At 68.2% G+C, this 25,379-nt stretch carries 23 protein-coding genes and 2 tRNA genes; 10 read left to right on the forward strand and 15 right to left on the reverse strand.

The features are described 5' to 3' along the window. The first annotated feature begins 12 nt into the window (after positions 1–12). The 4 genes from OG787_RS23955 (at position 13) to OG787_RS23970 (ending at position 6,279) form a co-directional block, all read left to right on the forward strand. Complete coding sequence (locus OG787_RS23955) at positions 13–1,452, forward strand: FtsW/RodA/SpoVE family cell cycle protein (protein ID WP_369029162.1); 1,440 nt, start codon at positions 13–15, stop codon at positions 1,450–1,452. After that, positions 1,449–2,921, forward strand: a complete 1,473-nt coding sequence (locus OG787_RS23960) for a peptidoglycan D,D-transpeptidase FtsI family protein (protein WP_369029161.1) — start codon at positions 1,449–1,451, stop codon at positions 2,919–2,921. Before OG787_RS23955 ends, OG787_RS23960 begins: the two co-directional genes overlap by 4 nt. A 171-nt stretch (positions 2,922–3,092) precedes the next feature. Further along, positions 3,093–5,084, forward strand: coding sequence for a Stk1 family PASTA domain-containing Ser/Thr kinase (pknB, locus tag OG787_RS23965; RefSeq protein WP_369029160.1), 1,992 nt, complete (start codon positions 3,093–3,095; stop codon positions 5,082–5,084). 145 nt (positions 5,085–5,229) lie between these two features. Further along, a complete protein-coding gene (locus OG787_RS23970) occupies positions 5,230–6,279 on the forward strand; it encodes a restriction endonuclease (RefSeq protein WP_369029159.1) in 1,050 nt (349 codons plus the stop codon). A gap of 102 nt (positions 6,280–6,381) precedes the next feature. Here OG787_RS23970 and OG787_RS23975 read toward each other — a convergent pair whose 3' ends face one another. Genes OG787_RS23975 through OG787_RS24000 form a run of 6 tightly spaced genes read right to left on the reverse strand, consistent with a single transcriptional unit; the run spans position 6,382 to position 10,902 of the window. Beyond that, the gene (locus OG787_RS23975; protein ID WP_405536333.1) at positions 6,382–7,134 is read right to left on the reverse strand and encodes a class E sortase; all 753 of its coding nucleotides are present in this window, start codon (positions 7,132–7,134) and stop codon (positions 6,382–6,384) included. 43 nt (positions 7,135–7,177) lie between these two features. After that, positions 7,178–8,527: a class E sortase gene (locus tag OG787_RS23980; protein ID WP_405536334.1), complete on the reverse strand. Its 1,350-nt coding sequence runs from the start codon at positions 8,525–8,527 to the stop codon at positions 7,178–7,180. After that, the gene (locus tag OG787_RS23985) at positions 8,524–9,162 is read right to left on the reverse strand and encodes an aminodeoxychorismate/anthranilate synthase component II (RefSeq protein WP_369029156.1); all 639 of its coding nucleotides are present in this window, start codon (positions 9,160–9,162) and stop codon (positions 8,524–8,526) included. Before OG787_RS23985 ends, OG787_RS23980 begins: the two co-directional genes overlap by 4 nt. Further along, a complete protein-coding gene (locus OG787_RS23990) occupies positions 9,159–9,341 on the reverse strand; it encodes a hypothetical protein (RefSeq protein ID WP_198539328.1) in 183 nt (60 codons plus the stop codon). Before OG787_RS23990 ends, OG787_RS23985 begins: the two co-directional genes overlap by 4 nt. 43 nt (positions 9,342–9,384) lie before the next feature. Continuing rightward, positions 9,385–10,095: a class E sortase gene (locus OG787_RS23995; protein ID WP_405536335.1), complete on the reverse strand. Its 711-nt coding sequence runs from the start codon at positions 10,093–10,095 to the stop codon at positions 9,385–9,387. Between the two features lie 27 nt (positions 10,096–10,122). Further along, positions 10,123–10,902, reverse strand: a complete 780-nt coding sequence (locus OG787_RS24000) for a DUF881 domain-containing protein (RefSeq protein ID WP_369029154.1) — start codon at positions 10,900–10,902, stop codon at positions 10,123–10,125. A 142-nt stretch (positions 10,903–11,044) separates the two neighbouring features. Between OG787_RS24000 and crgA the strand changes: the two genes are divergently transcribed. Beyond that, on the forward strand, positions 11,045–11,299 hold the full coding sequence (gene crgA / locus OG787_RS24005; RefSeq protein ID WP_006383246.1) for a cell division protein CrgA: 255 nt from the start codon (positions 11,045–11,047) through the stop codon (positions 11,297–11,299). A 317-nt stretch (positions 11,300–11,616) separates the two neighbouring features. Here crgA and OG787_RS24010 read toward each other — a convergent pair whose 3' ends face one another. Both OG787_RS24010 and OG787_RS24015 read right to left on the reverse strand, forming a co-directional pair. Beyond that, the gene (locus tag OG787_RS24010; RefSeq protein WP_369029152.1) at positions 11,617–12,513 is read right to left on the reverse strand and encodes a rhomboid family intramembrane serine protease; all 897 of its coding nucleotides are present in this window, start codon (positions 12,511–12,513) and stop codon (positions 11,617–11,619) included. Between the two features lie 152 nt (positions 12,514–12,665). Then, positions 12,666–13,193: a peptidylprolyl isomerase gene (locus tag OG787_RS24015; protein ID WP_369029151.1), complete on the reverse strand. Its 528-nt coding sequence runs from the start codon at positions 13,191–13,193 to the stop codon at positions 12,666–12,668. Positions 13,194–13,583: 390 nt separating this feature from the next. Here OG787_RS24015 and OG787_RS24020 point away from each other — a divergent pair, with 390 nt between their 5' ends. Next, positions 13,584–14,291 carry a DUF5324 family protein gene (locus tag OG787_RS24020; protein WP_405536336.1) on the forward strand — a complete coding sequence of 236 codons (708 nt, stop codon included), beginning with the start codon at positions 13,584–13,586 and terminating at the stop codon, positions 14,289–14,291. Positions 14,292–14,414: 123 nt separating this feature from the next. Here OG787_RS24020 and OG787_RS24025 read toward each other — a convergent pair whose 3' ends face one another. Continuing rightward, positions 14,415–15,011, reverse strand: a complete 597-nt coding sequence (locus OG787_RS24025) for a GtrA family protein (RefSeq protein WP_405536337.1) — start codon at positions 15,009–15,011, stop codon at positions 14,415–14,417. A 241-nt stretch (positions 15,012–15,252) separates the two neighbouring features. Here OG787_RS24025 and OG787_RS24030 point away from each other — a divergent pair, with 241 nt between their 5' ends. Further along, a complete protein-coding gene (locus tag OG787_RS24030; protein ID WP_235476813.1) occupies positions 15,253–15,708 on the forward strand; it encodes a tellurite resistance TerB family protein in 456 nt (151 codons plus the stop codon). An 84-nt stretch (positions 15,709–15,792) separates the two neighbouring features. Here OG787_RS24030 and OG787_RS24035 read toward each other — a convergent pair. Further along, positions 15,793–15,865, reverse strand: a tRNA-Ala gene (locus OG787_RS24035). A gap of 182 nt (positions 15,866–16,047) precedes the next feature. Between OG787_RS24035 and OG787_RS24040 the strand changes: the two genes are divergently transcribed. Both OG787_RS24040 and OG787_RS24045 read left to right on the forward strand, forming a co-directional pair. Next, entirely contained in the window at positions 16,048–16,596 is a 549-nt protein-coding gene (locus OG787_RS24040; protein WP_235476814.1) for a DNA-binding protein, read from the forward strand. A 243-nt stretch (positions 16,597–16,839) separates the two neighbouring features. Then, complete coding sequence (locus OG787_RS24045; protein ID WP_405536338.1) at positions 16,840–18,711, forward strand: serine/threonine-protein kinase; 1,872 nt, start codon at positions 16,840–16,842, stop codon at positions 18,709–18,711. A 46-nt stretch (positions 18,712–18,757) separates the two neighbouring features. On the opposite strand, the gene OG787_RS24050 is transcribed toward OG787_RS24045, so the two are convergent. Both OG787_RS24050 and OG787_RS24055 read right to left on the reverse strand, forming a co-directional pair. Next, positions 18,758–20,149: a hypothetical protein gene (locus OG787_RS24050; protein ID WP_405536339.1), complete on the reverse strand. Its 1,392-nt coding sequence runs from the start codon at positions 20,147–20,149 to the stop codon at positions 18,758–18,760. A 190-nt stretch (positions 20,150–20,339) separates the two neighbouring features. Beyond that, entirely contained in the window at positions 20,340–20,468 is a 129-nt protein-coding gene (locus OG787_RS24055) for a DLW-39 family protein (protein ID WP_003999697.1), read from the reverse strand. A 318-nt stretch (positions 20,469–20,786) separates the two neighbouring features. On the opposite strand from OG787_RS24055, the gene OG787_RS24060 reads away from it, so the two are divergent. Further along, positions 20,787–21,116, forward strand: a complete 330-nt coding sequence (locus OG787_RS24060; protein ID WP_369029146.1) for a DUF6344 domain-containing protein — start codon at positions 20,787–20,789, stop codon at positions 21,114–21,116. Positions 21,117–21,587: 471 nt separating this feature from the next. Here OG787_RS24060 and OG787_RS24065 read toward each other — a convergent pair. From OG787_RS24065 to gyrA, 3 genes are all read right to left on the reverse strand, one after another. Then, positions 21,588–21,664 (reverse strand) — tRNA-Ile (locus OG787_RS24065). Between the two features lie 143 nt (positions 21,665–21,807). Continuing rightward, positions 21,808–22,713: a DUF3566 domain-containing protein gene (locus OG787_RS24070; RefSeq protein ID WP_369029145.1), complete on the reverse strand. Its 906-nt coding sequence runs from the start codon at positions 22,711–22,713 to the stop codon at positions 21,808–21,810. Positions 22,714–22,731: 18 nt separating this feature from the next. Beyond that, positions 22,732–25,338 carry a DNA gyrase subunit A gene (gyrA, locus tag OG787_RS24075; protein ID WP_405536340.1) on the reverse strand — a complete coding sequence of 869 codons (2,607 nt, stop codon included), beginning with the start codon at positions 25,336–25,338 and terminating at the stop codon, positions 22,732–22,734. Positions 25,339–25,379: the final 41 nt, after the last annotated feature.

Raw genomic sequence — 25,379 nt, forward strand, 5'->3', positions numbered from 1 at the left:
CCACTTCATACGATGAGCAGTACAACCAACAGTCCGACACACCACACGTCCACGATCGGCGCGATCGGCACACCCAGCCGACGCAACACCGAACTGGCACTGCTGGTGTTCGCCGTGGTCATCCCGGTGTTCGCCTACGTCAACGTGGGTCTGGCCATCGACGACAAGGTCCCGGCCGGACTGCTCAGCTACGGCCTCGGCCTCGGCCTGATCGCCGGCGTCGGCCACCTCGTCGTACGCAAGTTCGCCCCGTACGCGGACCCACTGCTGCTGCCCCTGGCCACGCTGCTCAACGGCGTCGGCCTGGTCGTCATCTGGCGCCTGGACCAGTCCAAGCGGCTCCAGCTGCGGGACACGTTCGTCGAGGCGGCACCCCGCCAGCTGCTGTACTCCGCGCTGGGCGTCGCCCTGTTCGTGGCCGTACTGGTCTTCCTCAAGGACCACCGCATCCTTCAGCGCTACACCTACATCTCCATGGCCGGCGCGATCGTCCTGCTGATCCTGCCGCTCGTCCCGGGCCTCGGCGTCAACATCTTCGGCGCCCGCATCTGGATCAAGATCCCCGGCCTGGGCACCGTCCAGCCCGGCGAGTTCGCCAAGATCGCCCTCGCGATCTTCTTCGCCGGCTACCTGATGGTGAAGCGCGACGCCCTCGCCCTCGCCAGCCGCCGCTTCCTGGGCCTCTACCTGCCCCGCGGCCGCGACCTCGGACCGATCATCGTCGTCTGGATCATCTCGATCCTGATCCTCGTCTTCGAGACCGACCTCGGTACGTCGCTGCTGTTCTTCGGAATGTTCATCATCATGCTGTACGTCGCCACCGAGCGGACCAGCTGGATCGTCTTCGGTCTGCTGATGTCGGCGGCCGGCGCGGTCGGCGTCGCCAGCTTCGAGACGCACGTCCAGCAGCGCGTCGAGGCCTGGCTCGACCCGATGAACGAATACCTCCTCAGCCAGAAGGGCGTCGCCGGTCACACCGAGCAGTCCATGCAGGCTCTGTGGGCCTTCGGCTCCGGCGGCACCCTCGGCACCGGCCTCGGCCAGGGCAACTCCGACCTCATCGGCTTCGCCGCCAACTCCGACTTCATCCTCGCCACCTTCGGCGAGGAACTCGGCCTGGCCGGCGTCATGGCGATCCTGCTCATCTACGGCCTGATCGTCGAACGCGGCGTCCGCACCGCCCTCGCCGCCCGCGACCCCTTCGGCAAGCTGCTCGCCATCGGCCTCTCCGGCGCCTTCGCCCTCCAGGTCTTCGTCGTCGCCGGCGGTGTCATGGGCCTGATCCCCCTCACCGGTATGACGATGCCGTTCCTGGCGTACGGCGGTTCCTCCGTCATCGCCAACTGGGCCCTCATCGGCATCCTGCTCAGAATCAGCGACACCGCCCGCCGGCCGGCGCCCGCCCCGGCCCCCAGTCCCGACGCCGAGATGACCCAGGTGGTCCGACCGTGAACAAGCCCCTGCGCCGGATCGCGATCTTCTGCGGGCTCCTCGTGCTCGCCCTGCTCGTCCGCGACAACTGGCTCCAGTACGTCCGGGCCGACGACCTCAAGGACGACACCCTCAACCGCCGCGTCGCCATCGAGCGGTACGCCACACCCCGCGGCGACATCATCGTCGACGGCAAGTCGATCACCGGCTCCACCACGTCCAACAGCAGCGACTTCGAGTACAAGCGCACCTACAAGGACGGCGCCATGTGGGCGCCCGTCACCGGGTACGCCTCGCAGGCGTTCGGCGCGACACAGCTGGAGTCCATCGACGACGGCATCCTCACCGGCAACGACGACCGGCTCTTCTTCCGCAACACCCTCGACATGATCACGGGCAAGAAGAAGCAGGGCGGCAACGTCGTCACCACCCTCAACGCCGCCGCCCAGAAGGCCGCGTACGACGGCCTCAAGGGCCGCGGCAAGGGCGCGGTGGCCGCGATCGACCCGTCCACCGGCGCGATCCTCGCCCTGGCCTCCTTCCCCTCGTACGACCCCTCGGTGTTCGCCGGGAACTCGACGAAGGACGCGGAGGCCTGGCAGAAGCTCCAGAAGTCCAAGAACCCGAACGACCCCATGCTCAACCGGGCCCTGCGCGACATCTACCCGCCCGGCTCCACCTTCAAGGTCGTCACGGCGGCGGCGGCTCTCGAGAACGGCCTCTACACGGACGCCGACGAGAAGACCGACTCACCGCTCCCCTACACCCTGCCGACGACCACGACCGAGCTGAAGAACGAGGGCAACATCCCCTGCGAGAACGCGACCATGCGCGTCGCCCTCCAGTACTCCTGCAACACCGTCTTCGGCAAGATCGGCGCCGACCTCGGCAAGGACAAGATGCTCGCCGAGGCCAAGAAGTTCGGCTTCAACGAGCAGCAGTTCGTCCCGGTCCGCACCGAGGCCTCCAACTTCCCCGAGAAGATGGACGAGCCGCAGACCGCCCTCAGCTCGATCGGCCAGTTCGAGACCGCGACGACCCCGCTCCAGATGGCCATGGTCGCCTCCGCGATCGCCAACGACGGCAAGCTGATGAAGCCGTACATGGTCGACAAGCTCCAGGCCCCCAACCTCGACGTGCTCGAACAGACCGAGCCCGAGGAGATGAGCCAGCCGCTGTCCTCCAAGAACGCCCAGATCCTCCAGTCGATGATGGAGACGGTCGTCAAGGACGGCACCGGCAAGAACGCCCAGATCAGCGGCGTCACCGTCGGCGGCAAGACCGGCACCGCCCAGCACGGCGTCGACAACAGCGAGAAGCCGTACGCCTGGTTCATCTCGTACGCCAAGCTCGCCGACGGCAGCTCACCGGTGGCCGTCGCGGTCGTCGTCGAGGACGAGGGCGCCGTCCGCGACAACATCTCGGGCGGCGGTCTGGCCGCGCCCATCGCCAAGAGCGTGATGGAGGCGGTCATCCAGAGCAAGCAGTGAGCCCCGTCACGTCCCCTTCACATCGGTGCACGTTGCGATACCGGTCCGGTATCGGCTGACGGGCTTGGCCAGGTCACACAAATGAACCCGGGTACCGTGTTCCCGGACGGCACACCGCCGGACCACACAGCAGGTGCGGTCGGGACCGACGGAGAGGGCTGGTAGGAAGCTATGGAAGAGCCGCGTCGCCTCGGCGGCCGGTACGAGCTGGGCCAGGTGCTCGGCCGTGGTGGCATGGCGGAGGTATACCTCGCACATGACACCCGCCTGGGCCGCACCGTGGCAGTGAAGACGTTGCGCGCCGACCTCGCGCGCGACCCTTCCTTCCAGGCCCGGTTCCGCCGGGAGGCCCAGTCGGCCGCCTCGCTCAACCATCCCGCGATCGTCGCCGTGTACGACACCGGCGAGGACTACATCGACGGGACGTCCATCCCGTACATCGTCATGGAGTACGTGGACGGCTCGACGCTGCGCGAACTCCTCCACTCGGGCCGCAAGCTGCTGCCCGAGCGGACACTGGAGATGACGATCGGGATCCTCCAGGCATTGGAGTACTCCCACAGAAGCGGCATCGTCCACCGCGACATCAAGCCGGCGAACGTGATGCTCACGCGCAACGGCCAGGTCAAGGTCATGGACTTCGGCATCGCCCGCGCGATGGGCGACTCCGGCATGACGATGACGCAGACATCGGCGGTCATAGGAACGGCCCAGTACCTCTCGCCGGAACAGGCGAAGGGCGAACAGGTCGACGCGCGAAGCGACCTGTACTCGACCGGTTGTCTTCTGTATGAGTTGTTGACGGTACGTCCGCCCTTCATCGGGGACTCCCCGGTCGCGGTGGCCTACCAGCACGTACGGGAGGAACCGCAGCCCCCGTCGGTGTTCGACCCCGAGATCACGCCCGAGATGGACGCCATCGTCCTCAAGGCCCTGGTCAAGGACCCGGACTACCGCTACCAGTCCGCCGACGAGATGCGCGCCGACATCGAGGCCTGCCTCGACGGCCAGCCGGTCGCCGCGGCGGCCATGAGCGCGGTCGGCTACGGCGGCTACGGCTACCCCGACGACCAGGCCACCACCGCCCTGCGCTCCGACGCCGGCGCGACCACCATGCTCCCGCCGATGAACCCGGACGACGGCGGCTACGGCTACGACGACCGCGGTCCCCGACGGCGCCAGCAGCCGAAGAAGTCGAACACCTCGACGATCCTGCTGGTCGTGGCGGGACTGCTGGTGCTGGTGGGCGCGGTCCTGATCGGCAGGTGGATCTTCGACGGCCAGAACGCCAACGACTCCACCATCACCAACCCCAACTTCGTCAGCCAGACCAAGGCCGACGCCGAGAAGGCAGCGGTGAACGTCGACCTGAAACTGACATTCACGGAGAAGGCCTGCGAGGCGGAGCCCAAGGGAAACATCTGCGATCAGACTCCGAAGGCTGGTGTCGACGTCAAGAAGGGCGACACCATCGCGCTGGTGGTGTCGACCGGGGCGCCGAAGATCGCGGTGCCGAACGTCATCGACAAGGACGTCGACACCGCCACGTCCCAGCTCCAGGACAAGGGTTTCGACGTCAAGACCAAGGAGACCGAGTCCTCCCAGGACCCGGGCACCGTCCTCAGCCAGAACCCGGACCCCGGTACCGAACTGGAAAAGGGCTCCACGGTCACGCTCGAAGTCGCCAAGGAAGAAGAGAAGTCGACCGTCCCGGACGTCACCGGCCAGGACTGTGACGCCGCCAAGCAGCAGATGGACGCCAACGGCCTCGTCGGCGAGTGCACCGAGGTCGAGACCGGGGACAACAACCTGATCGGCAAGGTCATCGCGACCTCGCCCCAGGCCAACACCCAGGCCGACCCGGGCTCCACGGTCACCATCCAGATCGGCAAGGCGGCCGACAAGACCGAGGTCCCGAACGTCGTCGGACAGACGGTCGGACAGGCCAAGCAGACCCTCCAGGCGGCCGGCTTCACCAACATCCAGTTCACCAACGACAGCGACCAGAGCGACACCGCGATAGTCACCGGCCAGGACCCGGGCCAGGGCAACGAGGTCGAGGATCCGGGCAACACCCAGGTCACGCTCCAGAGCGTCGGCTTCGGAAACAACAACAACGGCGGAAACAACGGCGACAACGACAACGGCGGCATCTTCGGCTGACGTCTCTTGTCACGCAGCTGAGCCCCGGCACCTGAGAAGGCGCCGGGGCTCACTCATACCCATGTGCGAAATCCGACCAGAACTTCGTATGCCTGGACTCGTTGGACGGGTGAGGAAAACCCGACGAGTCGAGGAGAAACGGAACGTGATCAACGAAACGGCACTGCTGGAGTCGAAGGCGCTGAGGGACAGTGCGCTGGAGCGGACGGATGTGCTCGACAGGGTGAAGACGCTGTCACTGCTGCCGGACGGGATGCATGTGACTACGGCGATGGTGGCGACGTACTTCGAGGTCGCCGAGACGGTCGTCAACAACCTGCTCACTCGCCACCGGCAAGAACTCGAATCCAACGGCCTGCACATCATCAAGGGCGCTGACCTGCGCGAATATCAGGAACTCAACTTGAGTTCCGCTTCCGGCAGTTATCCACAGCGGCGCTCCAGCCTCGCTCTCTGGTCCCGCCGAGCCGTCCTCAACGTCGCCATGCTCCTCCGCGACAGCGAAGTCGCACGTCAGGTGCGTGTGTACCTCCTGGACATGGAGTACCTGGCACGCACCCAGCCTGTAGACAACCCTGTCCAGCAGGACGTCGCCTCCCTCGACGACCGCATCGACCAGCGGATCACCCAGATCCTCGGCAAGACCGTCGTCCCCATGTTCAACGCCCTGATCGAAACCTCAGGCGAACATCGCAAGGAACTCATCGCCCTGCGGGCCGGCGTCCAGCGAGTCGAGCAACGGCTCCGGCAACACCACGCCCGGCTACAGAGGCTCGAAAGCCCGCACGAGGGCCGCCCCCTCCCCGGAGTCATGGCCTCCATGGACGCCATGAACGGCCGAACGTTCGAGCACCACGTGGCCAAACTGCTGCGCCGCGACGGCTGCACCAACGTCGTCGTACAGGGCGGTCACGGCGACCGGGGCGTCGACATCATCGCGCTCACAGCCGACGGACGACGCCTCGTCGTCCAGTGCAAGAGGTTCGCGCCGTACCTCAACATCACCAGCCCTGACGTCCAGAAGTTCGTCGGCTCAGCCAAGGTGCTGTACAGCGCGGAAGTGGCGCTCTACGTGGCAACGTGCCCCTTCACCCCAGAGGCGCTGAGCATCGCCGCCAGCGGCGGCATCACCGCCGTACACCGTGGGCTGCTGGAGGAGTGGAGCGCCGGAGCGCCGCTGGAAATCCTGGAGTAACTGCGGCACCCGCAGGAAGAGGCCCGAAGCCGCAAGAGAAAGTTGCGGCTTCGGGCCTTCGTCATGCTAGAGGACTGAGGTCCTCCCAGGACCTCAGTCACCTCACCGCAACTCCTTCGGCACCGTCCGCTTCGAATCCACCTTCTCCACCCGCACCAGCTCCCCCCACACGATGTACCGGTACTCCGACGTGAACACCGGGGTGCAGGTCGTGAGGGTGATGTACCGCCCCGCCTTCCGTTTCCCCGACTCCTTCGGGATCGGGGACAGGACCTGGACGTTGTACTTCGAGGTCTCCGGGAGGGTGTCGTAGACCTTGTAGACGTACCACTCGTTCTTCGTCTCGAAGACGATCGGGTCGCCCTTCTTCAGCTTGTCGATGTTGTGGAACTTGGCGCCGTGGCCGTCCCGGTGGGCCGCCAGCGTGAAGTTGCCCGACTTCGCCTGGGGGAGCGCCGACTTGATCGGGTCCGTGTAGTAGCCGGCCACGCCGTCGTTCAGGACCTTCGACGACGTGCCCTTCTTGACCAGAACCTCGCCGTTCCTCATCGCCGGGACATGCAGGAACCCGATGCCGTCCTTGGTGTCCAGGGCGCCGGGGCCCGTGTCCGCGTCGGCCCAGTGGTCGCGTACCTCGTCGCCCTGCTTGTCCGCCTCGCGGTCCGCGACGACGTTCGTCCACCAGAGCGAGTACGCGACGAACAGGCCCAGCACCAGGCCCGCCGTGATGAGGAGTTCACCGAAAACGCTCACCGCGGTGGCCAGTTTGCCGGTCGTGCCCCTGGGACGGGCGGCCTGCGAAGGGGAAACGGACGCGTCCGCGGTCTGCTCGTCGTGGTCCGTCGTCGCTGCCACTCTTCATCGCCCTCACTGCTACTGCACGAGCCCACCGCCGCTGCTACAGCAACGCGTCCGGCTTGCCCTTGCTGCGCGGCCGTTCCTCGACCATCTTGCCCCACACGATCATCCGGTATTTGCTCGTGAACTCCGGAGTACACGTCGTAAGGGTGATGTAGCGGCCCGGCTCGGTGAAACCCGAGCCATTGGGGATCGGGTCCAGCACGCTCGTGTTGCTCGGCGACGTGACCGGCAGGATCGCCTCCATCTTGTAGACGTAGTACTTGTCCTGCGTCTCCACGACGATCGCGTCGCCCTTCTTCAGCCGGTTGATGTACCGGAAGGGCTCGCCATGCGTGTTGCGGTGCCCCGCGAGCCCGAAGTTGCCGGTCGCCGCCGACGGCATCGCCGTAGTGAGGCCGCCCTCCGCGTAGTGACCGACCATCCCCCGGTCCAGCACCTTCTTCTTGCTGGTGCCCTCCGCGATCGGCACGACCACGTCCAGCTTGGGGATGTCCAGGATGGCGAACCCCTGCCCCGGCTCGAACACCCCCGGCGCCCGCTTCCCGCTCGCCCAGTCGTCCTGGAGGCTGCTCGCCTCGTTCCCGGCCTGCGCGTGCGCCCGTACATTCGTCCACCACAGCTGGTAGGTCACGAACAGCAGCATCAGTACGCCGGTGGTGATGAACACCTCGCCGATCGCCCGGCTCGCCATCACGGCCATGCCCGGCTTCTGCGCCCGCGCCGCCTGCCGCGCGGCCACCCGCGAGAGGGGCGCCCCCTCCGCCGCGTCGACGGCCGCGCCCTCCGATGCCTCCTGAGGGCCTCCATGGCGCCCGTGACGGGCCTTGGCGGCCTTCCGGCGCGCTGCCCGCCCACCGGCCGCCGAAGGGCTCTCAGAGGCGCCTGTGGCCCCTGCGCCGCCCGAGGCGGCCGACATCGAGTCCTCGTCGGGTATTCGCGGCAGGTCCGCCAGCCGCAGCGCCACCGTCTCCTCGTCGACCGGCGGCAGCACCACGGGAGGAGCCACGGGCGGCTGCGCCGCACGAGGGGCCGCGGGAGCCACGTACGGCACCTGCTCCTCGTACACCCCCACCTGCCAGTCCTGCGCGTACCCCCGCGAGTCGTACCCCGACTCCGGCCCGGAACCCCGGTGCTCCGCCGCCCCCTGCTCGGCCGAGGCGTCGTACGGGCGCGCATGACCGCGCCTGCGCCGCCCGCTGCCCGGACCCGGAGGCGGATCGTTCCGCTGCCCCGGCAACGGGTCGCTCAGCGGATCCACCGGCCGCTCCGCCGGCGCCTCGAACGCACCCGGCACCCCGTACGGCTCCTGCTGCCCGTACGAGGGTCCCTGGTCGCCGGTGTCTCCGTACGCGGAGCCGGACTCGCGCTCGGGGCGCAGGGCGGTCACGCCGTGGCCCTGCCCACCACCGGGGCGAGCCCCGACGACCTCGCCACGGCACCCCGGTCACCACACTCCACCAGCCAGTTGGCCAGCATCAGGTGACCGTGCTCCGTCAGCACCGACTCGGGGTGGAACTGCACACCCTCGACCGGGAGTTCACGGTGCCGAAGGCCCATGATGATCCCGTCGTGCGTACGGGCCGTGACCTCCAGCTCGGCCGGCACCGTCTCCGGTTCGGCCGCCAGGGAGTGGTAGCGGGTCGCCGTGAAGGGCGTGGGCAGGCCCGCGAAGACGCCCTTGCCCTCGTGTTCCACGAGGGACGTCTTTCCGTGCAGCAGCTCGGGCGCCCGGTCCACCACACCGCCGTACGCCACCTGCATCGACTGCATGCCCAGACAGACCCCGAACACCGGCACCCCGGTGGCCGCGCAGTGGCGCACCATCTCGATGCAGACGCCGGCCTCCTCGGGCGTACCCGGGCCCGGCGACAGCAGCACACCGTCGAAGCCGTCCTGCGCGTGCGCCGTCGACACCTCGTCGTTGCGCAGCACCTCGCACTCGGCTCCCAGCTGGTACAGGTACTGGACCAGGTTGAAGACGAAGCTGTCGTAGTTGTCGACGACGAGAATCCGCGCGCTCACTGGTCGTTCACCGTCACATCGTTGAAGGGGAGGAGAGGTTCGGCCCACGGGAAGACGTACTGGAAGAGCACATAGACCACCGCCAGCGCCAGTACGAGGGAGAGCAACGCCTTCACCCACGCGTTCCCCGGCAGATGCCGCCAGATCCAGCCGTACATGCCGTCCCTTCCGTCGCCCACGGCACCCGACTCGCGGCACCGGACTCACGCGTACCTCACCAGATTAACGGCGCAGCGCCGCAGGTTTCCCGGCCTCCACAGGCTGTGTGGAATCCAGGTGCGCCCAGACGATCAGCCGATGGCTGTGGCCCCACTCCGGATCGCACGTGGTCAGCGTGAGATAACGACCCGGACGCGTGTACCCGCTCTTACGTGGCACAGGATCGATCACCTCAATGTCCGTGGGCACTGTTTTGTAGGGGCCTTTGTCGATCCGATACGTGAACCACGTCGTCCCGTCCGTCAGCACCACCGCGTCCCCGCGGCGCAGCTTCGGGAAGTCCTTGAAGGGATCGCCGTACGTACGCCGGTGGCCCGCGACCGAGAAGTTGCCCTCCTGGCCGAGCCGCGCGGTGGTGGCGTAGTGGCCCAGCCCCTTCTTCAGAGTGCTGGTCTTCGTGCCTTCGAGCACCGGCTTGTTCCACGTGAAACCAAGCCGCGGGATGTACATGATCGCGAAGGGTTTGCCCGAGGAGTAGGGGCCGGGCGGCTTCGGGGCCGCCGCGCGCGTGGGAGTGGCCGAAGGCTCCGGTTCCGGCGCCTGCGTGACCGTCCCCTTCGACCACTGGTCCTGTAACTGGTCGATCTGGTCGTCCATGACGCCGTCGGCCTTCACACCGGTCCAGAACAGCACGTACACGACGAAGAGCACGATCACGGTGCCCACCGTGACGCACAGTTCACTGACCGTCCTGATGATCACGCGCCCCGACACAGGCCCCCCAGTGGTGAGCTACGCCAGCTACTTCACAGGTGTCGCGTACTGCAGATCCACTGTGCCCGAGTAACCGGGCAGAGTCACCGTCCCGTCCTCGTCGACCTGCCAGCCGAGCCCGTAGACGTTGACGTACACCATGTAGTTCTGGATCGCCTTGGACGCCGTGAGCGCGTTCCGCAGCTTCTCCGGGTCACCTACCGCCGTGATCTTGTACGGGGGTGAGTAGACGCGGCCCTGGAGGATCAGCGTGTTGCCCACACAGCGGACGGCGCTGGTGGAGATGAGCCGCTGGTCCATGACCTTGATGCCCTTGGCCCCGCCCTGCCACAGGGCGTTCACCACGGCCTGGAGGTCCTGCTGGTGGATGACCAGGTAGTCGGGCTGCGGCTCGGGGTAGCCGGGGAGCTTCGCGGTGGCGTTCGGCGGGGCGTCGTTGAGGGTGACCGTGAGGGCCTCGCCCTTGAGCTTCTGGGTGCCCGCGGCCTTCTCCAGCGCCGCCAGCCTGGCGTCCTCGGCCTCGGTGCTGCCGTCGTCGCGCTCGGCGAGCGCCTCGACGTCGTCGCGCAGGGCCGCGTTGGACTCGTCGAGCCGGCCGTTCTTGTGGCTGCGCTCCTGGATGAGGTCCGAGAGCCTCAGCAGCGAGGCGTCCGTGCGGATGTTCGTACCCTTGGCCGTGTCGAAGCTCGTGAAGAAAATCAGGCCCGCGAGGGCGAAGACCCCTACGGTGAGCACCCGGACCGGGCGGAAACGGCGGTTACGGGCAGGACTGGAATCCGTCCCGGGGGAGTCGGCAGAATTGCTCAACGTACCCTTATCTCCTTCGGCGCCGCGGAAGCACTACGCTAACGGACGCCCGGGGGAGCACTAAGTGTCCCCTTGTACGCTGCCCCGGAGCCCGACCCAGTTCCCTGCGCGGCCACGCAGCGCATCGACAGGAGAGACCCTCGTGCCGAAGTCACGTATCCGCAAGAAGGCCGACTACACGCCGCCGCCCGCCAAGCAGGCGACGGCCATCAAACTGAACAGCCGCGGCTGGGTCGCACCGGTCATGCTGGCGATGTTCCTCATCGGCCTGGCCTGGATCGTCCTCTTCTATGTGACCGACGGCACGCTGCCGATCGACTCACTGGACAACTGGAACATCGTGGTGGGCTTCGGCTTCATCGCCGCGGGCTTCGGTGTCTCCACGCAGTGGAAGTAGGGCCTTCAGGGCGGGCCCTCAGGGCTCTGCCCAGGGCTTTTCACTGAGTTATCCACAGCCAGGTTGAATTTCCACACCCCGCCTGGGGAAAAGACGACGATCTGTGGATAACTCATCGAGTGTTGACGCCGGTACGACTGACACACCGGTAACCGCAAGCTTGTTCGCCCCCTGCCTGACCTGGGAAAACTCCGGTCGGTGACAGGGGGCACAGCTGTTCCCGCACACTGTGCACAGGTAGCGCCACGGACTGTGGACAACAGGCACTCAGTGACAGGAGTGACCTGTCGGGGCGCGCCGAAACCCGTCGGGGCGTGCTAGATGAGCTGGCCCGTGCGGATCAGTGTCATGGCGACCACCGCGACCAGGACCACCGCGCAGACTCCGTACTGGACCAGGGATCTGCGCTCGCGCGGGGCGTGGACCATGGCGTAGCCGATGACGACACCGGCGACGAGGCCGCCGATGTGGGCCTGCCAGGCAATGTTGAGCGGGCCGAAGGTGAAGATGAGGTTGATCACCAGCAGGGCGATGATCGGCCGCATGTCGTAGTTGAGGCGGCGCATCAGGACGGCGGTCGCGCCGAACAGGCCGAAGATGGCGCCGGAGGCGCCGAGCGACGGCTGGTTCGCGGGGGCGATCAGATACGTCAGCGCGCTGCCCGCGAGACCCGAGACCAGATACAGCGCGAGGTAACGGGCACGGCCGAGGGCGGCTTCCAGGGGTCCGCCGATCCACCACAGGCTGAGCATGTTGAAGAGGATGTGCATGACACTGCCGTGCAGGAACATCGAGGTCAGCAGGCGGTACCACTGCCCCTCGGCGACACCCTGTGCCGAGCCGAACCGCTCGTAGTAGGCGCTGCCGATGAGTTCGAAGCGTTGGGTGAACTGGTCGCCCACCGTCATCTGGACCAGGTAGAGGGCGAGGTTGATGCCGATGAGGATCTTGGTGAAGAGCCTGGGGTCTGCCGTGACGGTGCCGCCGGCGAGGGTGCGGGGGGTGGAGGCCTTCGGCGCGTGTCCCGTGCCGGAGCCGTTGCGCACGCATTCCGGGCACTGGAAGCCGACGGAGGCGCTGACCATGCACTCGGGGCAGATCGGGCGTTCGCAGCGGGTGCAGCTGATGCCTGTCTCGCGGTCCGGGTGGCGGTAGCAGGTGGGCAGGCTCTGGGCGTCCTGCGGGCCCTGCGGGCTGCCTGGCGCCTGGTCCATGGGATCCCCTAAGTCCGTCAATCCGTCGTCGTGCGGTTCCGCGTCGTACGCAATGCACCGCCCCGCCCATCCTTACGGATGAGCGGGGCGTTTGGTTCCCTGCTGGTCCCCTCCGGAAAAGAGCTGGCGGGAGGGGTTCCCTGGGGTGAGCCCTAGCGGGTCTCGACGACGACCGACTCGATGACGACGTCGTTGACCGGGCGGTCGGTGCGCGGGTTGGTCGCCGCTGTCGCGATGGCGTCCACGATCTTCTGGCTGGCCGCGTCGGTGACCTCACCGAAGATGGTGTGCTTGCGGGTCAGCCACGCCGTCGGGGAGACGGTGATGAAGAACTGCGAGCCGTTGGTGCCCGGGCCGGCGTTGGCCATGGCCAGGAGGTAGGGCTTGTCGAAGCGGAGGTCCGGGTGGAACTCGTCCTCGAACTGGTAGCCGGGACCGCCGGTGCCGTTACCGAGGGGGTCGCCGCCCTGGATCATGAATCCGCTGATCACCCGGTGGAAGACCGTGCCGTCGTAGAGCTTGTCCGTGGACTTCTCACCCGTCGCCGGGTTGGTCCACTCACGCCCGCCGGTGGCGAGTTCGACGAAGTTCTGGACCGTCTTGGGCGCGTGGTTCGGCAGGAGCCGGACTTCGATGTCGCCGTGATTGGTCTTCAGGGTGGCGTAAAGCTGCTCGGCCACGATCTGCCTTCCGTTGTCCTCTTGTGACTCCCCGATCCTCGCACGGTCCACGCCGTGAATCGCTCGGCACCCTCCTCCGAGCGAAAATCCGGCGGTTTCGCTTGCGCTTCCGGCACGGCGCAGAAATCCGGTCGAGTAGGCACGGGACGGGGGCGCGGCACCGCGATCCGTGGCATTGTCGACGACAAGCTCCTGTTGCCCGGTATTCATCGCTATTGCATGTGATCGTCATCCGCTGTCACATGCGACCGGTCCGGTGCCGTCAGTCCCGCGCGATCGGCCGCCCATGACCCGGATGCCCGCCCTCGCATGCCTCACGGTGTATTGCCAGGCATGATCCGTAAAAGGGTGGAGAGTCGATAACCGTACGCCACCGACGAGGAGGATCCCGTGACCCGCATCGAAAGCGTGCGCGCCGCAACCAGCTCGGCGAAGGACAGCGTCCTGCACGCCGCGGACGTGGTGGCGCCCTACGCCGACACAGCCAAGGACAGGGCCACCCAGTACGCCCACGAGACACGCGTACGACTTGCTCCCAGGGTGTCCCAGGCCGCGGAGCAGGCCCGTGTCCAGTACGGCGCGCATCTCGCTCCGCGACTGGAGCAGGCCCGTACGCATGTGCCGCCGAAGGTCGACCATGCCGCTCACGAAGCCGCTGCCCGTACCGCCAAGGCGGCCCGGCAGGCCGCCGACTACACCGCGCCGCGCGTGGAGCGGGCGGTCGCGGCGGCCGGGCCCGTACGCGACGAGGCGGCCGCACGTGGTGCTGCGGCGCTGGCCGCGCTGCGTGGTCAGGTCACTCCGCAGGAGATCCGGAAGCTGGCCCGCAGGCACGAGCGTCGGGCCCGGGCGGGCCGGCTCGCCAAGGGGCTGGTCGTGCTGGGCATCCTGGCGGGCGGCGCCTTCGCCGCGTGGAAGTGGTGGGACAAGCAGGCCAACCCCGACTGGCTGGTCGAGCCGCCCGCCGCGACCGAGGTCCCGGAGACGGGCGGTCGTCTCACATCGGTGGACGGCACCGCCCCCTCGCTTCTTGACCCCGAGGTCGAGGCGAAGGAGGCCGAGTCGGGGGCGGCGGAGGGCGACGAGGACCGCCGCTGACGGTTCGGCTCGTGGGTGGTGTCGCCGTGGGGCGGGAGACCCTCAGGTCTCCCGCCCCACGGCGATGTTTCACGTGAAACACCACTCTGCTCCGTTTCACGTGAAACATCGTCGTCCCCGCCGTCAGGAGACGGCCAGCTGCGGGCTCGTCCTCAGCCCGCCGATGCCCCTCACGGCCGGGGCCCGGAGGATCGTGCGGCGGACGGTCGAAGGCACCTGGACCTCCGGAGCCACCGGCTTCGCCAGGGTCACCGGGACCACAGAGACCTTGTTCTTGCTGCGGCCGGCGGCGAAGACGTACAGCCGGAGGACCAGGAAGCGGCCTATGCCGGCGAGGCCGGAGGCGCTGAGGTAGACGATCTGCTCGGTCAGCATGCCGGGCGACGACTGGACCAGGTGCAGGACGAACATCGCGACGCAGGTGACGACGTAGGCGGCGGTGGCCGAGCCCGCGGACTGCCAGTGCTGGCGCCATCCGGCGCGCTTGCCGCCTCCGAAGGTGAAGCGGGCGTGGAGTTCGGTGCACAGGATGGTCGAGGCGACCGTGATCAGCGCGTTGGCCAGCACCCAGGGCATCGCCACCGCGAGCAGCGCGACGGCGCCGCTGGACAGGAGGCCGACACCGCCGCCGCACAGGACGAACCGGGCGAAGGAAGCGAGCGGTCCGGGAGCAGCAGCGGCGCCGGTCGTGCTGGGCTTCGACGAGAGCTGCGACTTCACGGCGGTTTCCTTCCGGCGGGGTGGCTGTGGACCTCTGTGGATCACGGGGATCAACTGGGTTCAACGATGCCGTCGCGCGCTCTCGGAAACGATGACGTGTACTCCCGAACCGGGGGTGTAGCTGGCCCCACCATCGGGGTGCGGGAGGCGCTACCCAGGGCAGGGAAAAGAGCGGCTGATAGCTTCTACACGAACGTAGAAACAGACGTAGAGACAGACGAAGAAGCAACGAGGAGTTCTCATGGCCCTGTGGGACCGCATCAAGGAGTCCGCATCGACGATGCAGACCCAACTGGAGGCGAAGAAGAACGACTTGAAGAGCGGCGCGTTCCGGGACGCGAGCATGGCGATGTGTGCCCTGGTCGCCGCGGCCGACGGCACGATCGACCCGGCGGAACGGCAGCGCGTGGCCCAGCTCATCGCCACGAACGACGTTCTACAGAACTTCCCCGCGGACGATCTGCGCCGCCGTTTCGACGAGAACATCGGCAAGCTGACGGCCGACTTCGCCTTCGGCAAGGTGACCGTGCTCCAGGAGATCGCCAAGGCCAAGAAGAAGCCGGCCGAGGCCCGTGCCGTGATCCAGATCGGCATCGTCATCGGCGGCGCGGACGGCGACTTCGACAAGACCGAGCAGGCGGTCGTACGGGAGGCATGCTTCGCCCTGGACCTGCCGCCGCACGAGTTCGACCTCTGACGCGACGCGCACGGCCCAGCGGGCCGACAGCTGCAAAAATGCCCTCTGAACTGCGTTCCCGCAGTTCAGAGGGCATTTCGGGTGTGGAGCCTAGGGGAGTCGAACCCCTGACATCTGCCATGCAAAGACAGCGCTCTACCAACTGAGCTAAGGCCCCGAGGGAAAGGCGTCCGCCCAGAACAACCAAGTCCTGGTGGGTGCCGTCGACAAGAGTACCGGGTCATCCCCGGTATCCCGCAAAAGGATTGGGGGTCCCCGTGGACGACCACTCTCCGTAAGATGCTCGTCGTGGTTCGCTACAGCGAACCGCGGTATTTGGGGAAGCGATGGGGAGACGCAATGGATGCCGCACAGCAGGAAGCCACCGCAAGAGCGCGGGAGCTTCAGCGGAACTGGTACGGAGAGCCGCTGGGGGCGCTCTTCCGTAAGCTCATCGACGATCTTGGTCTCAACCAGGCTCGTCTCGCGGGGGTACTGGGGCTGTCCGCGCCGATGCTGTCACAGCTGATGAGCGGCCAGCGGGCCAAGATCGGCAATCCGGCAGTGGTGCAGCGGGTGCAGTTGCTCCAGGATCTGGCCGGTCAGGTCGCGGACGGCAGCGTCAGCGCGGCCGAGGCGACCGAGCGGATGGACGAGATCAAGAAGTCGCAGGGGGGTTCGGTGCTCAGCAACACCACGCAGTCGACGACGAGTTCGGGGGCGCCCACGGTCAAGCGGGTGGTCCGCGAGATCCAGTCGCTGCTGCGCTCGGTGGCCGCCGCAGGCGACATCATCGAGGCGGCGGACACTCTCGCCCCGACCCACCCGGAACTGGCAGAGTTCCTCCGGGTGTACGGCGCGGGCCGCACCTCGGACGCCGTGACGCACTACCAGTCCCACCAGAACTGAGCCGCCGGCCCGGCCGCCGACCGGGGGTTCGGCGGCTGGGCTCCGGCTCAGGGGCGGCAACGGGGCAGGCGTACACGGGAGATGGACAGGAAGAGTCGGGGAGACGGGCGGGAAAACAGGTACGGAGACAGGTTCTGGGCGAGCGGGGTGACAGCGGGCTCCGGAGCAGGGTAGGAGGAGCCGTACCAACCGCCGGTCCGGAGGCGACCGAGCGGGGATCCGAAGGGGGATCGACGCAGAGCCATGGGTGAGGTCTTCGCCGGCCGGTACGAACTGGCCGACCCGATCGGGCGCGGGGGAGTCGGCGCCGTCTGGCGCGCCTGGGACCACCGCCGCCGCCGGTACGTGGCCGCCAAGGTCCTCCAGCAGAGCGACGCCCACTCGCTGCTGCGCTTCGTCCGCGAACAGGCACTGCGGATCGACCATCCGCATGTGCTCGCCCCGGCCAGCTGGGCCGCGGACGACGACAAGGTCCTGTTCACCATGGACCTGGTCGCCGGTGGCTCGCTCGTCCATCTGATCGCGGACTACGGCCCTCTGCCGCCCGGGTTCGTCTGCACTCTCCTCGACCAGCTCCTCTCGGGCCTCGCCGCCGTGCACGCGGAAGGCGTCGTCCACCGCGACATCAAGCCCGCCAACGTGCTGCTCGAAGCGACCGGTACGGGCCGTCCGCGGCTGCGGCTGTCCGACTTCGGCATCGCGATGCGGCTGGGCGAGCCGCGCCTGACGGAGACCGACTACGTGGTGGGCACGCCGGGTTACTTCGCTCCCGAGCAAATGCTGGGCGCGGACCCGGACTTCCCCTCCGACCTGTTCGCCGTGGGCCTGGTCGCGCTCTATCTCCTGGAGGGCGCCAAGCCGGACTCCAAGGCCCTCATCGAGTACTTCGCGGAGCACGGCACGCCCAGCGCCCCCCAGGGCATACCGGAGCCGCTCTGGCAGGTCGTGGCCACGCTGCTCCAGCCGGACCCCCAGGCGCGGTTCCGCACGGCCACGGGCGCCCGCAAGGCCCTCGGCCAGGCCGCCGAGCTCCTGCCCGAGCCCGGCCCCGACGACGAGCTGATCGAGATCTTCGACCAACTCGGCCCCCTCCCAAGGGGTTTCGCCCAGGCCGGCCCCCTCAAACCGTCCCCCGGCGTCACCACGAACGGCGCCCGCACCGGCGGGGCGACGGGCGGTCCGGCCACAGGCACCGGACACGGCGAGTACGGCGGCCCGGACTCGAACAGCACGCACACCGGCCCGGGAGCGGCCCGCCCGTACGACCCGTACCGCGAACCGAACCCGGACGGCACACCCACCGGTCCGGCGACGGGCGGCACGCACACGGGACCGGGGCTCGGGCCGAAGCGGAGTCCGTTGCCCGGCCCGATGCCGGCTCCCGTCTCCCCACCCCCCGGACCAGGCACGGGTGCCATACCCTCCCGGCCGGTCGAGGCCCCCGCACCCACCGGCTCCGAACAGCCCTGGCAGTCCTCCGGCGGCGCCCCGGGCAGGCCGGGCACCGACTCCGTACGGCCGCCCCAGCCGCCGGGCCCGGAGCAGCCTCACCCCGCTCGGCGGAACGGCATCCCGCCCCTCCCGGACGTCACACCCCCGCGCCCCCCGCACCCACCGTCGACGGCGCCTTCCCGGCCCTCGCCCACGGGCCCGAACGGCGCCCAGGCCGCCGTAGCTCCGATCCCCCCGCAGCCGCCGTCAGCGGCCCCGCCCCAGCCGTCCGCCATGTCGGACACGGGCAGCTTCCACCTGCCCCCGCCCCAGCTGACCGCCCCCGCCACTCCCCCCACGGCCGCCAAGCACGTATCCGCACCCTTCGAGACCACGCACGCGCCCTCCCCCCAACCGCACCCGCACGGAACCACCACGCAGACCCAGGCTCCGACCGCGACGGCGACCCCCACTCCGACGCTGCGCCACCAGGACGCGTACGTCCCCACCTCTTCGTACGTCGCTCAGGTCCCGCAAGTTCCCGCGTCCGCGCAGGCGGTTCCGCAGCGCCGCGGCCGACGTCGCCAGCGTCGTCCCGGGCCGCCCGCGAAGGTGGCGATACCGGTGCTGTTCCTGGCCCTGGCCTGCTACGCGGTCGGTTTCTGGGCCCTGTTCCGCATCTGAACCACGCGACTACGCGCGCGGGCCGTCGATTCCTCGTGCCACGCGGCTACGCGCGCGCGGCCCGCCGCCGGGCGACCACCGTCCACAGCCCGAGGCCGAGCATCAGCAGGCTCCCCGCCCCGATGCCGCTCACCGCGACCACCCGCATCACGGCGTCATCGCCCCCGCCGCTGCCCGCGGCGCTCTCATCGGCTTCGGTACCGCCCGCCACCCCACCGGACGTCCACCCGCCGGCCGCCTCCCGCTCCTCCTCCGTGACCGCGAAGGTGTCCCGGGGCACGGACTGCCCCAGAAACGCGGGCGCGTCCTGCGCCGTACCGGTCACCTGGACCCGCAGCGTCAGCCCGTACGGTCCCGCGCCGAATCGTTCCGTCATCTGCTCGGCGAGATGGACGACGAGGTAGTACGAGCCGGCGAACCGCATCCCCTGCATCCGGTCGCCGACGCCGAAGCGGTTGGCGTACTCGACCGGTGGCAGCGAATCGAGGGCGGCGGAGGCCTGCTTGCCGTTGTAGCCGAGGCCCTCGTCGTCGACGTACCCGCGCGCGGGGTTGTAGAGCGACATGACGAGCACGTTGCCGAGGAACCCTTCTCCGCCGGTGGAACTGCCCAGTTCGGCGACGGCGTGCAGCTGCTGGCCCCAGTCGACCGGGACCCGGTAGAACAGCGTCCGGCCGGGCGTGATGTCGTCCTGCCAGACGCCCTGCCCCACCGCCGTGGCCGTGGCGAAGCCGGCGCCGCCCGCGCGCGGGACGGCGTCTCCGGTAAGGGGAGCGGGCGAGGCGGAGTCCCAGGACCCGGGGGACTCGGGCGCGACCGTCGCCGTCTCGTTGACGAGGCCCGGCTCCGACACGTAAGTCAGCTCCAGGTCCCAGTCGTCCGAGGACGAGCCCGCGGAGTCGATGCGGTCGACGACCACGTAGTACGTACCGGCGCTCTGGCAGGCCGTCGTCTCGCCGTCGGTCGTGCGCGAGGCCCAGGCGGCGACCGGATGCGGGCTGCGGGAGGCCCCGAAGCGGGTGCTGTCGTAGGAGCAGGAACGGGCGTCGGCGTCCTGCACGGACACCTTGACGCCGTCGGAGGAGGACACTGTCGTGCCCTGCCGGGGGACGGCGGTGGCGGAGACGTACGCGTTCGACGTGGCGTCGAGTGCGAGGCGGTAGTACAGCCTGCCGTTGACCGGGAGGGTGCTCCGGTAGGTCCCGCCGGGCTCCAGCCGCACGGCGTCCGTGGTGCTCGCGGCCCCTTCGACGACCTGGGCGTCCTCGGCGAAGTCGTAGGCGTACGCGTCCTGCGCGGCGACCGCCTCCGGGCCGGCCCCGGGGCCCGCACCCACTCCCACCAGCGCACACAGCACCGCCGCCACGACCGCGCCCCGCACCGTGCGCCGCCCCATCACGCGCCACCCCTCGTCCCGCTCGCCGCCCGAACCGCCCACCGGCCCGGCTCCGTCCGGGCACCGTTTCTGCCCGGACCGTCGCTCATCCTGCCCCGCCGTCCACCCCGGCACCGCACGATTCGCACGACCGCCCGAAACGGCTGCCCTTTATGCGCCGTGATTTGCCCCAGCAACACAAAACCCCGACCGCGTCGGCGGCCGGGGTCTGCTCACAGACTGCTGTCGATACTCAGGAACCCGTGGGCACGGAGTCGGTCGCCTCCGTCCACAGATCCTGCTCGGCGCGATCCGCCTGGATCTGGCGGTACACGAGGAGCCCGCCGATGGCGGCCAGTGCGACCAGGAGAAGCTTCTTCACCGTGCGACCTCGTCTTTCCTTGACGTAGGGGACCTTCTGGCGCCCGACTATACCCTCCGGCCGAGACCGATCAGTGACCTGCGCCGGCCACCAACTCCCGCCCGGCACACCGCAGTAGAAGTGGACGTCACCGCTCCGATCGGAAGGTGATCACACCTCCACGCACGGTGACCATTTGCGACCATTGCTCCCCTTACGCCCATCCGGGTGGTGTTCATCAGAAGATCGACGCGCCACGGCCCTAGGTCCGCCACTTCCCGCCCGCCATACACATCATGAGGAAAGTACGCAAATCGCCCGACCCGAAAGTGAGGGGCCATGGCCCAGAACAAGGTCATGAAGCTGTGGACCGCCGTCGTCACCGCCTTCCTGGCGCTGTGCACGACGCTTGGACTGATCACGACGACCGCCACCACGGCGGTAGCCGACAGCCGCCCGGCGCGCAACTGCACCGCACCCGCGGCAGCCTCCTGGGACTGGTCCTACGCCCGCTCCCTGCCCCCCACGATGAAACAGCGCATCGGAGCCGAGGCCCACGGCTCCTCCCCGAGCTGCCGCCACCACTCACCCGCGGACACGGACGCGGACACGGAAGCCGGCCCAGAGACCGACACGGACGCGGAGACGGCGGCCCAGCCCCTCTCCTGACCCACCTGGCACGCCCCCTTGCCCCTCCCCATGTAGCGGCGAACTTGCGTACAAAGCCACACGGAGAAGCACCAGGACAAACGAAAGACCCCCAACCATCACTGGCTGGGGGTCTTTTCGCTGTGTCCCGCGCTGGACGTCAGGAATCCTCGCCCTCTCGGCAAGCAGCCTCGGCCTGTTGTGAACGTCTGGCCGACCGAACCCTGTAGCAGACGACCCAGCACAGCAAAAGGATCACGAGACTCAGGACGCTCAAGATGAGGGGGTTGCCGTCTGCGGCTTTGCCCCAGGCACCTCGCGCCAGGTACGCCTGGCCGGCAATGAACACCAGCCACCCCCACCGACCCCGCCCAAGGAACCGCTTCACCTGACGTCCGCTTGATGCAGCAACAGCCCTGATGGTCATGACGCCCCTCCGCGCTGCTGGAGATGACAAAAACCCCCAGGCGAATCGCCTGGGGGTCTTCGTGCTGGTGGGGCTAACAGGATTTGAACCTGTGGCCTCATCCTTATCAGGGATGCGCTCTAACCAACTGAGCTATAGCCCCGCCGCGCTCTGCGGTGTACGTCCCGCGCGCTGACCTCTGAAGATTAGCGCACGACGTGGCCAGTCCCAAAATCGATAGCCGGGCGACGTTTGAGGCCTCTCCTCACCGGCGCGAGACCCGCACGTCACCCGGACTTCACATGCTCACTCGTCCTCCGCGAGCGTCAGCTCGATGCCGCCGACGAAGCCCGCGGAGAGGTTGTAGATGAACGCGCCGAGGGTCGCCAGCGCCGTCGCGAGGACGACGTCGATGACCGCGATGACCGACGTGAACAGCACGACGTTCTGCAGCGACAGGAAGGACTGGAGGTCGAAGCCGTTCGACTCGTTCGAGCCCGTGGCCTCCGAGATCGTGCCGCCGACCGTCGAGAAGACGCCCATCGCGTCCATGACCATCCACAGGACCACCGCCGCCACGATCGTGCAGATGCCCAGCGCGATCGACAGCAGGAAGCTGACCTTCATCACCGACCACGGGTCGGCCTTGGACACGCGCAGCCGCGCCTTGCGCGTACGGGGCAGGGTGCGCGCGCCCGTGCGCGGACGCCGTACGGCTCCTGACTGATTCGCCCCCGGAGGCTGGACCTGGACCGGGGGGACCGCCGGAGCGGCCGGCGGGTAGGCCTGCGGCGGGTGGTAGGGCCCCGCGGGCTGCTGCGGCTGGCGCTCACCGGGCAACGGCGAAGCCTGCTGCGGCGGCGCCGTGGGACGCTGCGCGGCCGGCTCCGCCACCGGCAGGGCACCGGGGGCGCCCTGGGCCGCCGGGCCCGCGCCGGCCCCGTACTGCTGGGTCTGCGGACCTCTGGCGTCCGTCACAGTTCCCCCCTGGGATCCCTTGGATCCATGTGTGTCGGGCGAGCGTGAACCGGTCTTGTGCGGCTTGATGGCCTGCAGGTTGGTCGTGTGCGGATCTGTCGCACTCTGTGCGTCCCTCGCACCCTGCGCATCGGTCGCACGTGCGGCGGAGCCACGACCGCCGCCGTCTTTGTCCGTACCGGTCGAGGGACCGGACGAACTGCCGGACGAACCGGCGCCCGTGGCTCCGCTCACGATGACTCACTCCTCGCGCTACTCCGACGAGGACTGATCGCCCTCGTCCGTGCCGGTGGTCGCGGCACCCTCGGCCGACTCGTCGACGGCGTCCTCGCCGTCGACCTCCTCGGCCTCACGTCCCGCCTCGGCGTTTCGTGCGATGCCGACTACGGCATCGCGCTTGCCCAGGTTGATCAGTTGGACGCCCATGGTGTCACGGCCCGTCTCCCTGACCTCATTGACCCGCGTACGGATCACACCGCCGGAGAGCGTGATGGCGAGGATCTCGTCGGTCTCCTCGACCACCAGCGCACCGACGAGAGAACCACGGTCCTCGACGATCTTGGCGGCCTTGATACCGAGGCCGCCGCGCCCCTGGACGCGGTACTCGTCGACGGCGGTCCGCTTCGCGTACCCGCCGTCGGTAGCAGTGAACACGAACGTACCGGGTCGAACAACATTCATCGAGAGCAGCTGGTCTCCCTCACGGAAGCTCATGCCCTTGACACCCGAGGTGGCACGGCCCATCGGACGCAGTGCGTCGTCCGTCGCCGTGAACCTGATCGACTGTGCCTTCCTGCTGATCAGCAGGAGATCGTCCTCGGACGAAACGAGTTCGGCTCCGATCAGTTCGTCGTCGGAACCGTCCTCCGTCTCACGGAGGTTGATCGCGATGACACCACCGGAACGCGGCGAATCGTAATCCTTCAGAGGCGTCTTCTTGACCAGACCACCCTTGGTGGCCAGGACCAGGTAGGGCGCCGCCTCGTAGTCGCGGATCGCGAGGATCTCCGCGATCGCCTCGTCCGGCTGGAAGGCCAGCAGGTTGGCGACGTGCTGTCCACGCGCGTCACGTCCGGCGTCCGGCAGCTCGTACGCCTTCGCGCGGTAGACGCGGCCCTTGTTGGTGAAGAACAGCAGCCAATGGTGGGTCGTCGACACGAAGAAGTGGTCGACGATGTCGTCTTCCTTGAGCTTCGTGCCCCGTACGCCCTTGCCGCCGCGCTTCTGCGAGCGGTAGTCCTCGGTCTTGGTGCGCTTGACGTAGCCACCGCGCGAGATCGTGACGACGATGTCCTCTTCGGCGATCAGGTCCTCGATGGACATGTCACCGTCGAACGGAACCAGCTTGGAGCGCCGGTCGTCGCCGAACTTCTCGACGATCGCGGCGAGTTCCTCGCTGATGATGCCGCGCTGACGCACCGGCGAGGCCAGGATCGCGTTGTACTCACGGATCTTCGCCTGGAGCTCGTCGTGCTCGGCGACGATCTTCTGCCGCTCCAGAGCCGCCAGCCGGCGCAGCTGCATCTCCAGGATCGCGTTGGCCTGGATCTCGTCGATCTCCAGAAGGCCCATCAGGCCCTCACGCGCGATCTCCACGGTGTCACTGCGCCGGATCAGCGCGATGACCTCGTCGATGGCGTCCAGGGCCTTCAGAAGGCCACGCAGGATGTGCGCGCGCTCCTCGGCCTTGCGCAGCCTGAACCGCGTACGCCGGACGATGACCTCGATCTGGTGCGTCACCCAGTGCCGGATGAACGCGTCCAGGGACAGGGTCCTCGGTACGCCGTCCACCAGCGCCAGCATGTTCGCGCCGAAGTTCGTCTGGAGGTCGGTGTGCTTGTACAGGTTGTTCAGGACGACCTTGGCGACCGCGTCCCGCTTCAGGACGATGACCAGGCGCTGCCCCGTACGGGACGACGTCTCGTCGCGGACGTCCGCGATGCCGCCGATCTTGCCGTCCTTCACCAGGTCGGCGATCTTCTGCGCGAGGTTGTCCGGGTTGACCTGGTACGGGAGTTCGGTGACCACCAGGCACTGGCGGTTCTGGATCTCCTCGACGTCGACGACCGCGCGCATCGTGATCGAGCCACGGCCCGTGCGGTACGCCTCCTCGATGCCCTTCCGGCCCACCACGAGGGCACCACTGGGGAAATCGGGGCCCTTGATGCGCTCGATCAGGGCATCGAGCAGCTCCTCGTGGGAGGCCTCGGGGTTCTCCAGGTACCACTGGGCACCCGCCGCGACCTCGCGGAGGTTGTGCGGCGGGATGTTCGTCGCCATACCGACCGCGATGCCCGCCGAGCCGTTGATCAGCAGGTTCGGGAACCGGGCCGGCAGAACCGTCGGCTCCTGGTTACGGCCGTCGTAGTTGTCCGTGAAGTCGACGGTCTCCTCGTCGATGTCACGGACCATCTCCATGGACAGCGGCTTCAGCTTGCACTCGGTGTACCGCATGGCGGCGGCCGGGTCGTTGCCGGGAGAGCCGAAGTTGCCGTTGGAGTCCACCAGCGGCATCCGCATCGACCACGGCTGCGCGAGACGAACCAGCGCGTCGTAGATCGAGGAGTCGCCGTGCGGGTGGTAGGTACCCATGACGTCACCGACGACACGGGCGCACTTGTAGAAGCCCTTCTCGGGCCGGTAACCGCCGTCGTACATCGCGTACAGCACACGGCGGTGGACGGGCTTGAGACCGTCCCGTACGTCGGGCAGCGCGCGCGACACGATGACGGACATCGCGTAGTCGAGATACGAGCGCTGCATCTCGGTCTCGAGCCCGACGGGCTCGACGCGCAGCGCGATCTCGCCCTCTTCGGGAGCGTTCGGACCGTTGGGGGGAAGAGGAGTCTCGTCGGTCATTGCTGGTGAAGATCCTTTCTGGTGCGGTCAGCTGAGACCGA

The organism is Streptomyces sp. NBC_00075, from assembly GCF_045041225.1.
Lineage (GTDB): Bacteria > Actinomycetota > Actinomycetes > Streptomycetales > Streptomycetaceae > Streptomyces > Streptomyces adonidis.

What these genes read in the sequence shown, in the direction of transcription:
- OG787_RS23955 (WP_369029162.1), top strand. Translation starts at nt 13, where the DNA reads ATGAGCAGTACAACCAACAGTCCGACACACCACACGTCCACGATCGGC.
- pknB (WP_369029160.1), top strand. Translation starts at nt 3,093, where the DNA reads ATGGAAGAGCCGCGTCGCCTCGGCGGCCGGTACGAGCTGGGCCAGGTG.
- OG787_RS24010 (WP_369029152.1), bottom strand. Translation starts at nt 12,513, where the DNA reads ATGGACCAGGCGCCAGGCAGCCCGCAGGGCCCGCAGGACGCCCAGAGC.
- OG787_RS24030 (WP_235476813.1), top strand. Translation starts at nt 15,253, where the DNA reads ATGGCCCTGTGGGACCGCATCAAGGAGTCCGCATCGACGATGCAGACC.
- OG787_RS24040 (WP_235476814.1), top strand. Translation starts at nt 16,048, where the DNA reads ATGGATGCCGCACAGCAGGAAGCCACCGCAAGAGCGCGGGAGCTTCAG.
- OG787_RS24045 (WP_405536338.1), top strand. Translation starts at nt 16,840, where the DNA reads ATGGGTGAGGTCTTCGCCGGCCGGTACGAACTGGCCGACCCGATCGGG.
- OG787_RS24060 (WP_369029146.1), top strand. Translation starts at nt 20,787, where the DNA reads ATGGCCCAGAACAAGGTCATGAAGCTGTGGACCGCCGTCGTCACCGCC.
- gyrA (WP_405536340.1), bottom strand. Translation starts at nt 25,338, where the DNA reads ATGACCGACGAGACTCCTCTTCCCCCCAACGGTCCGAACGCTCCCGAA.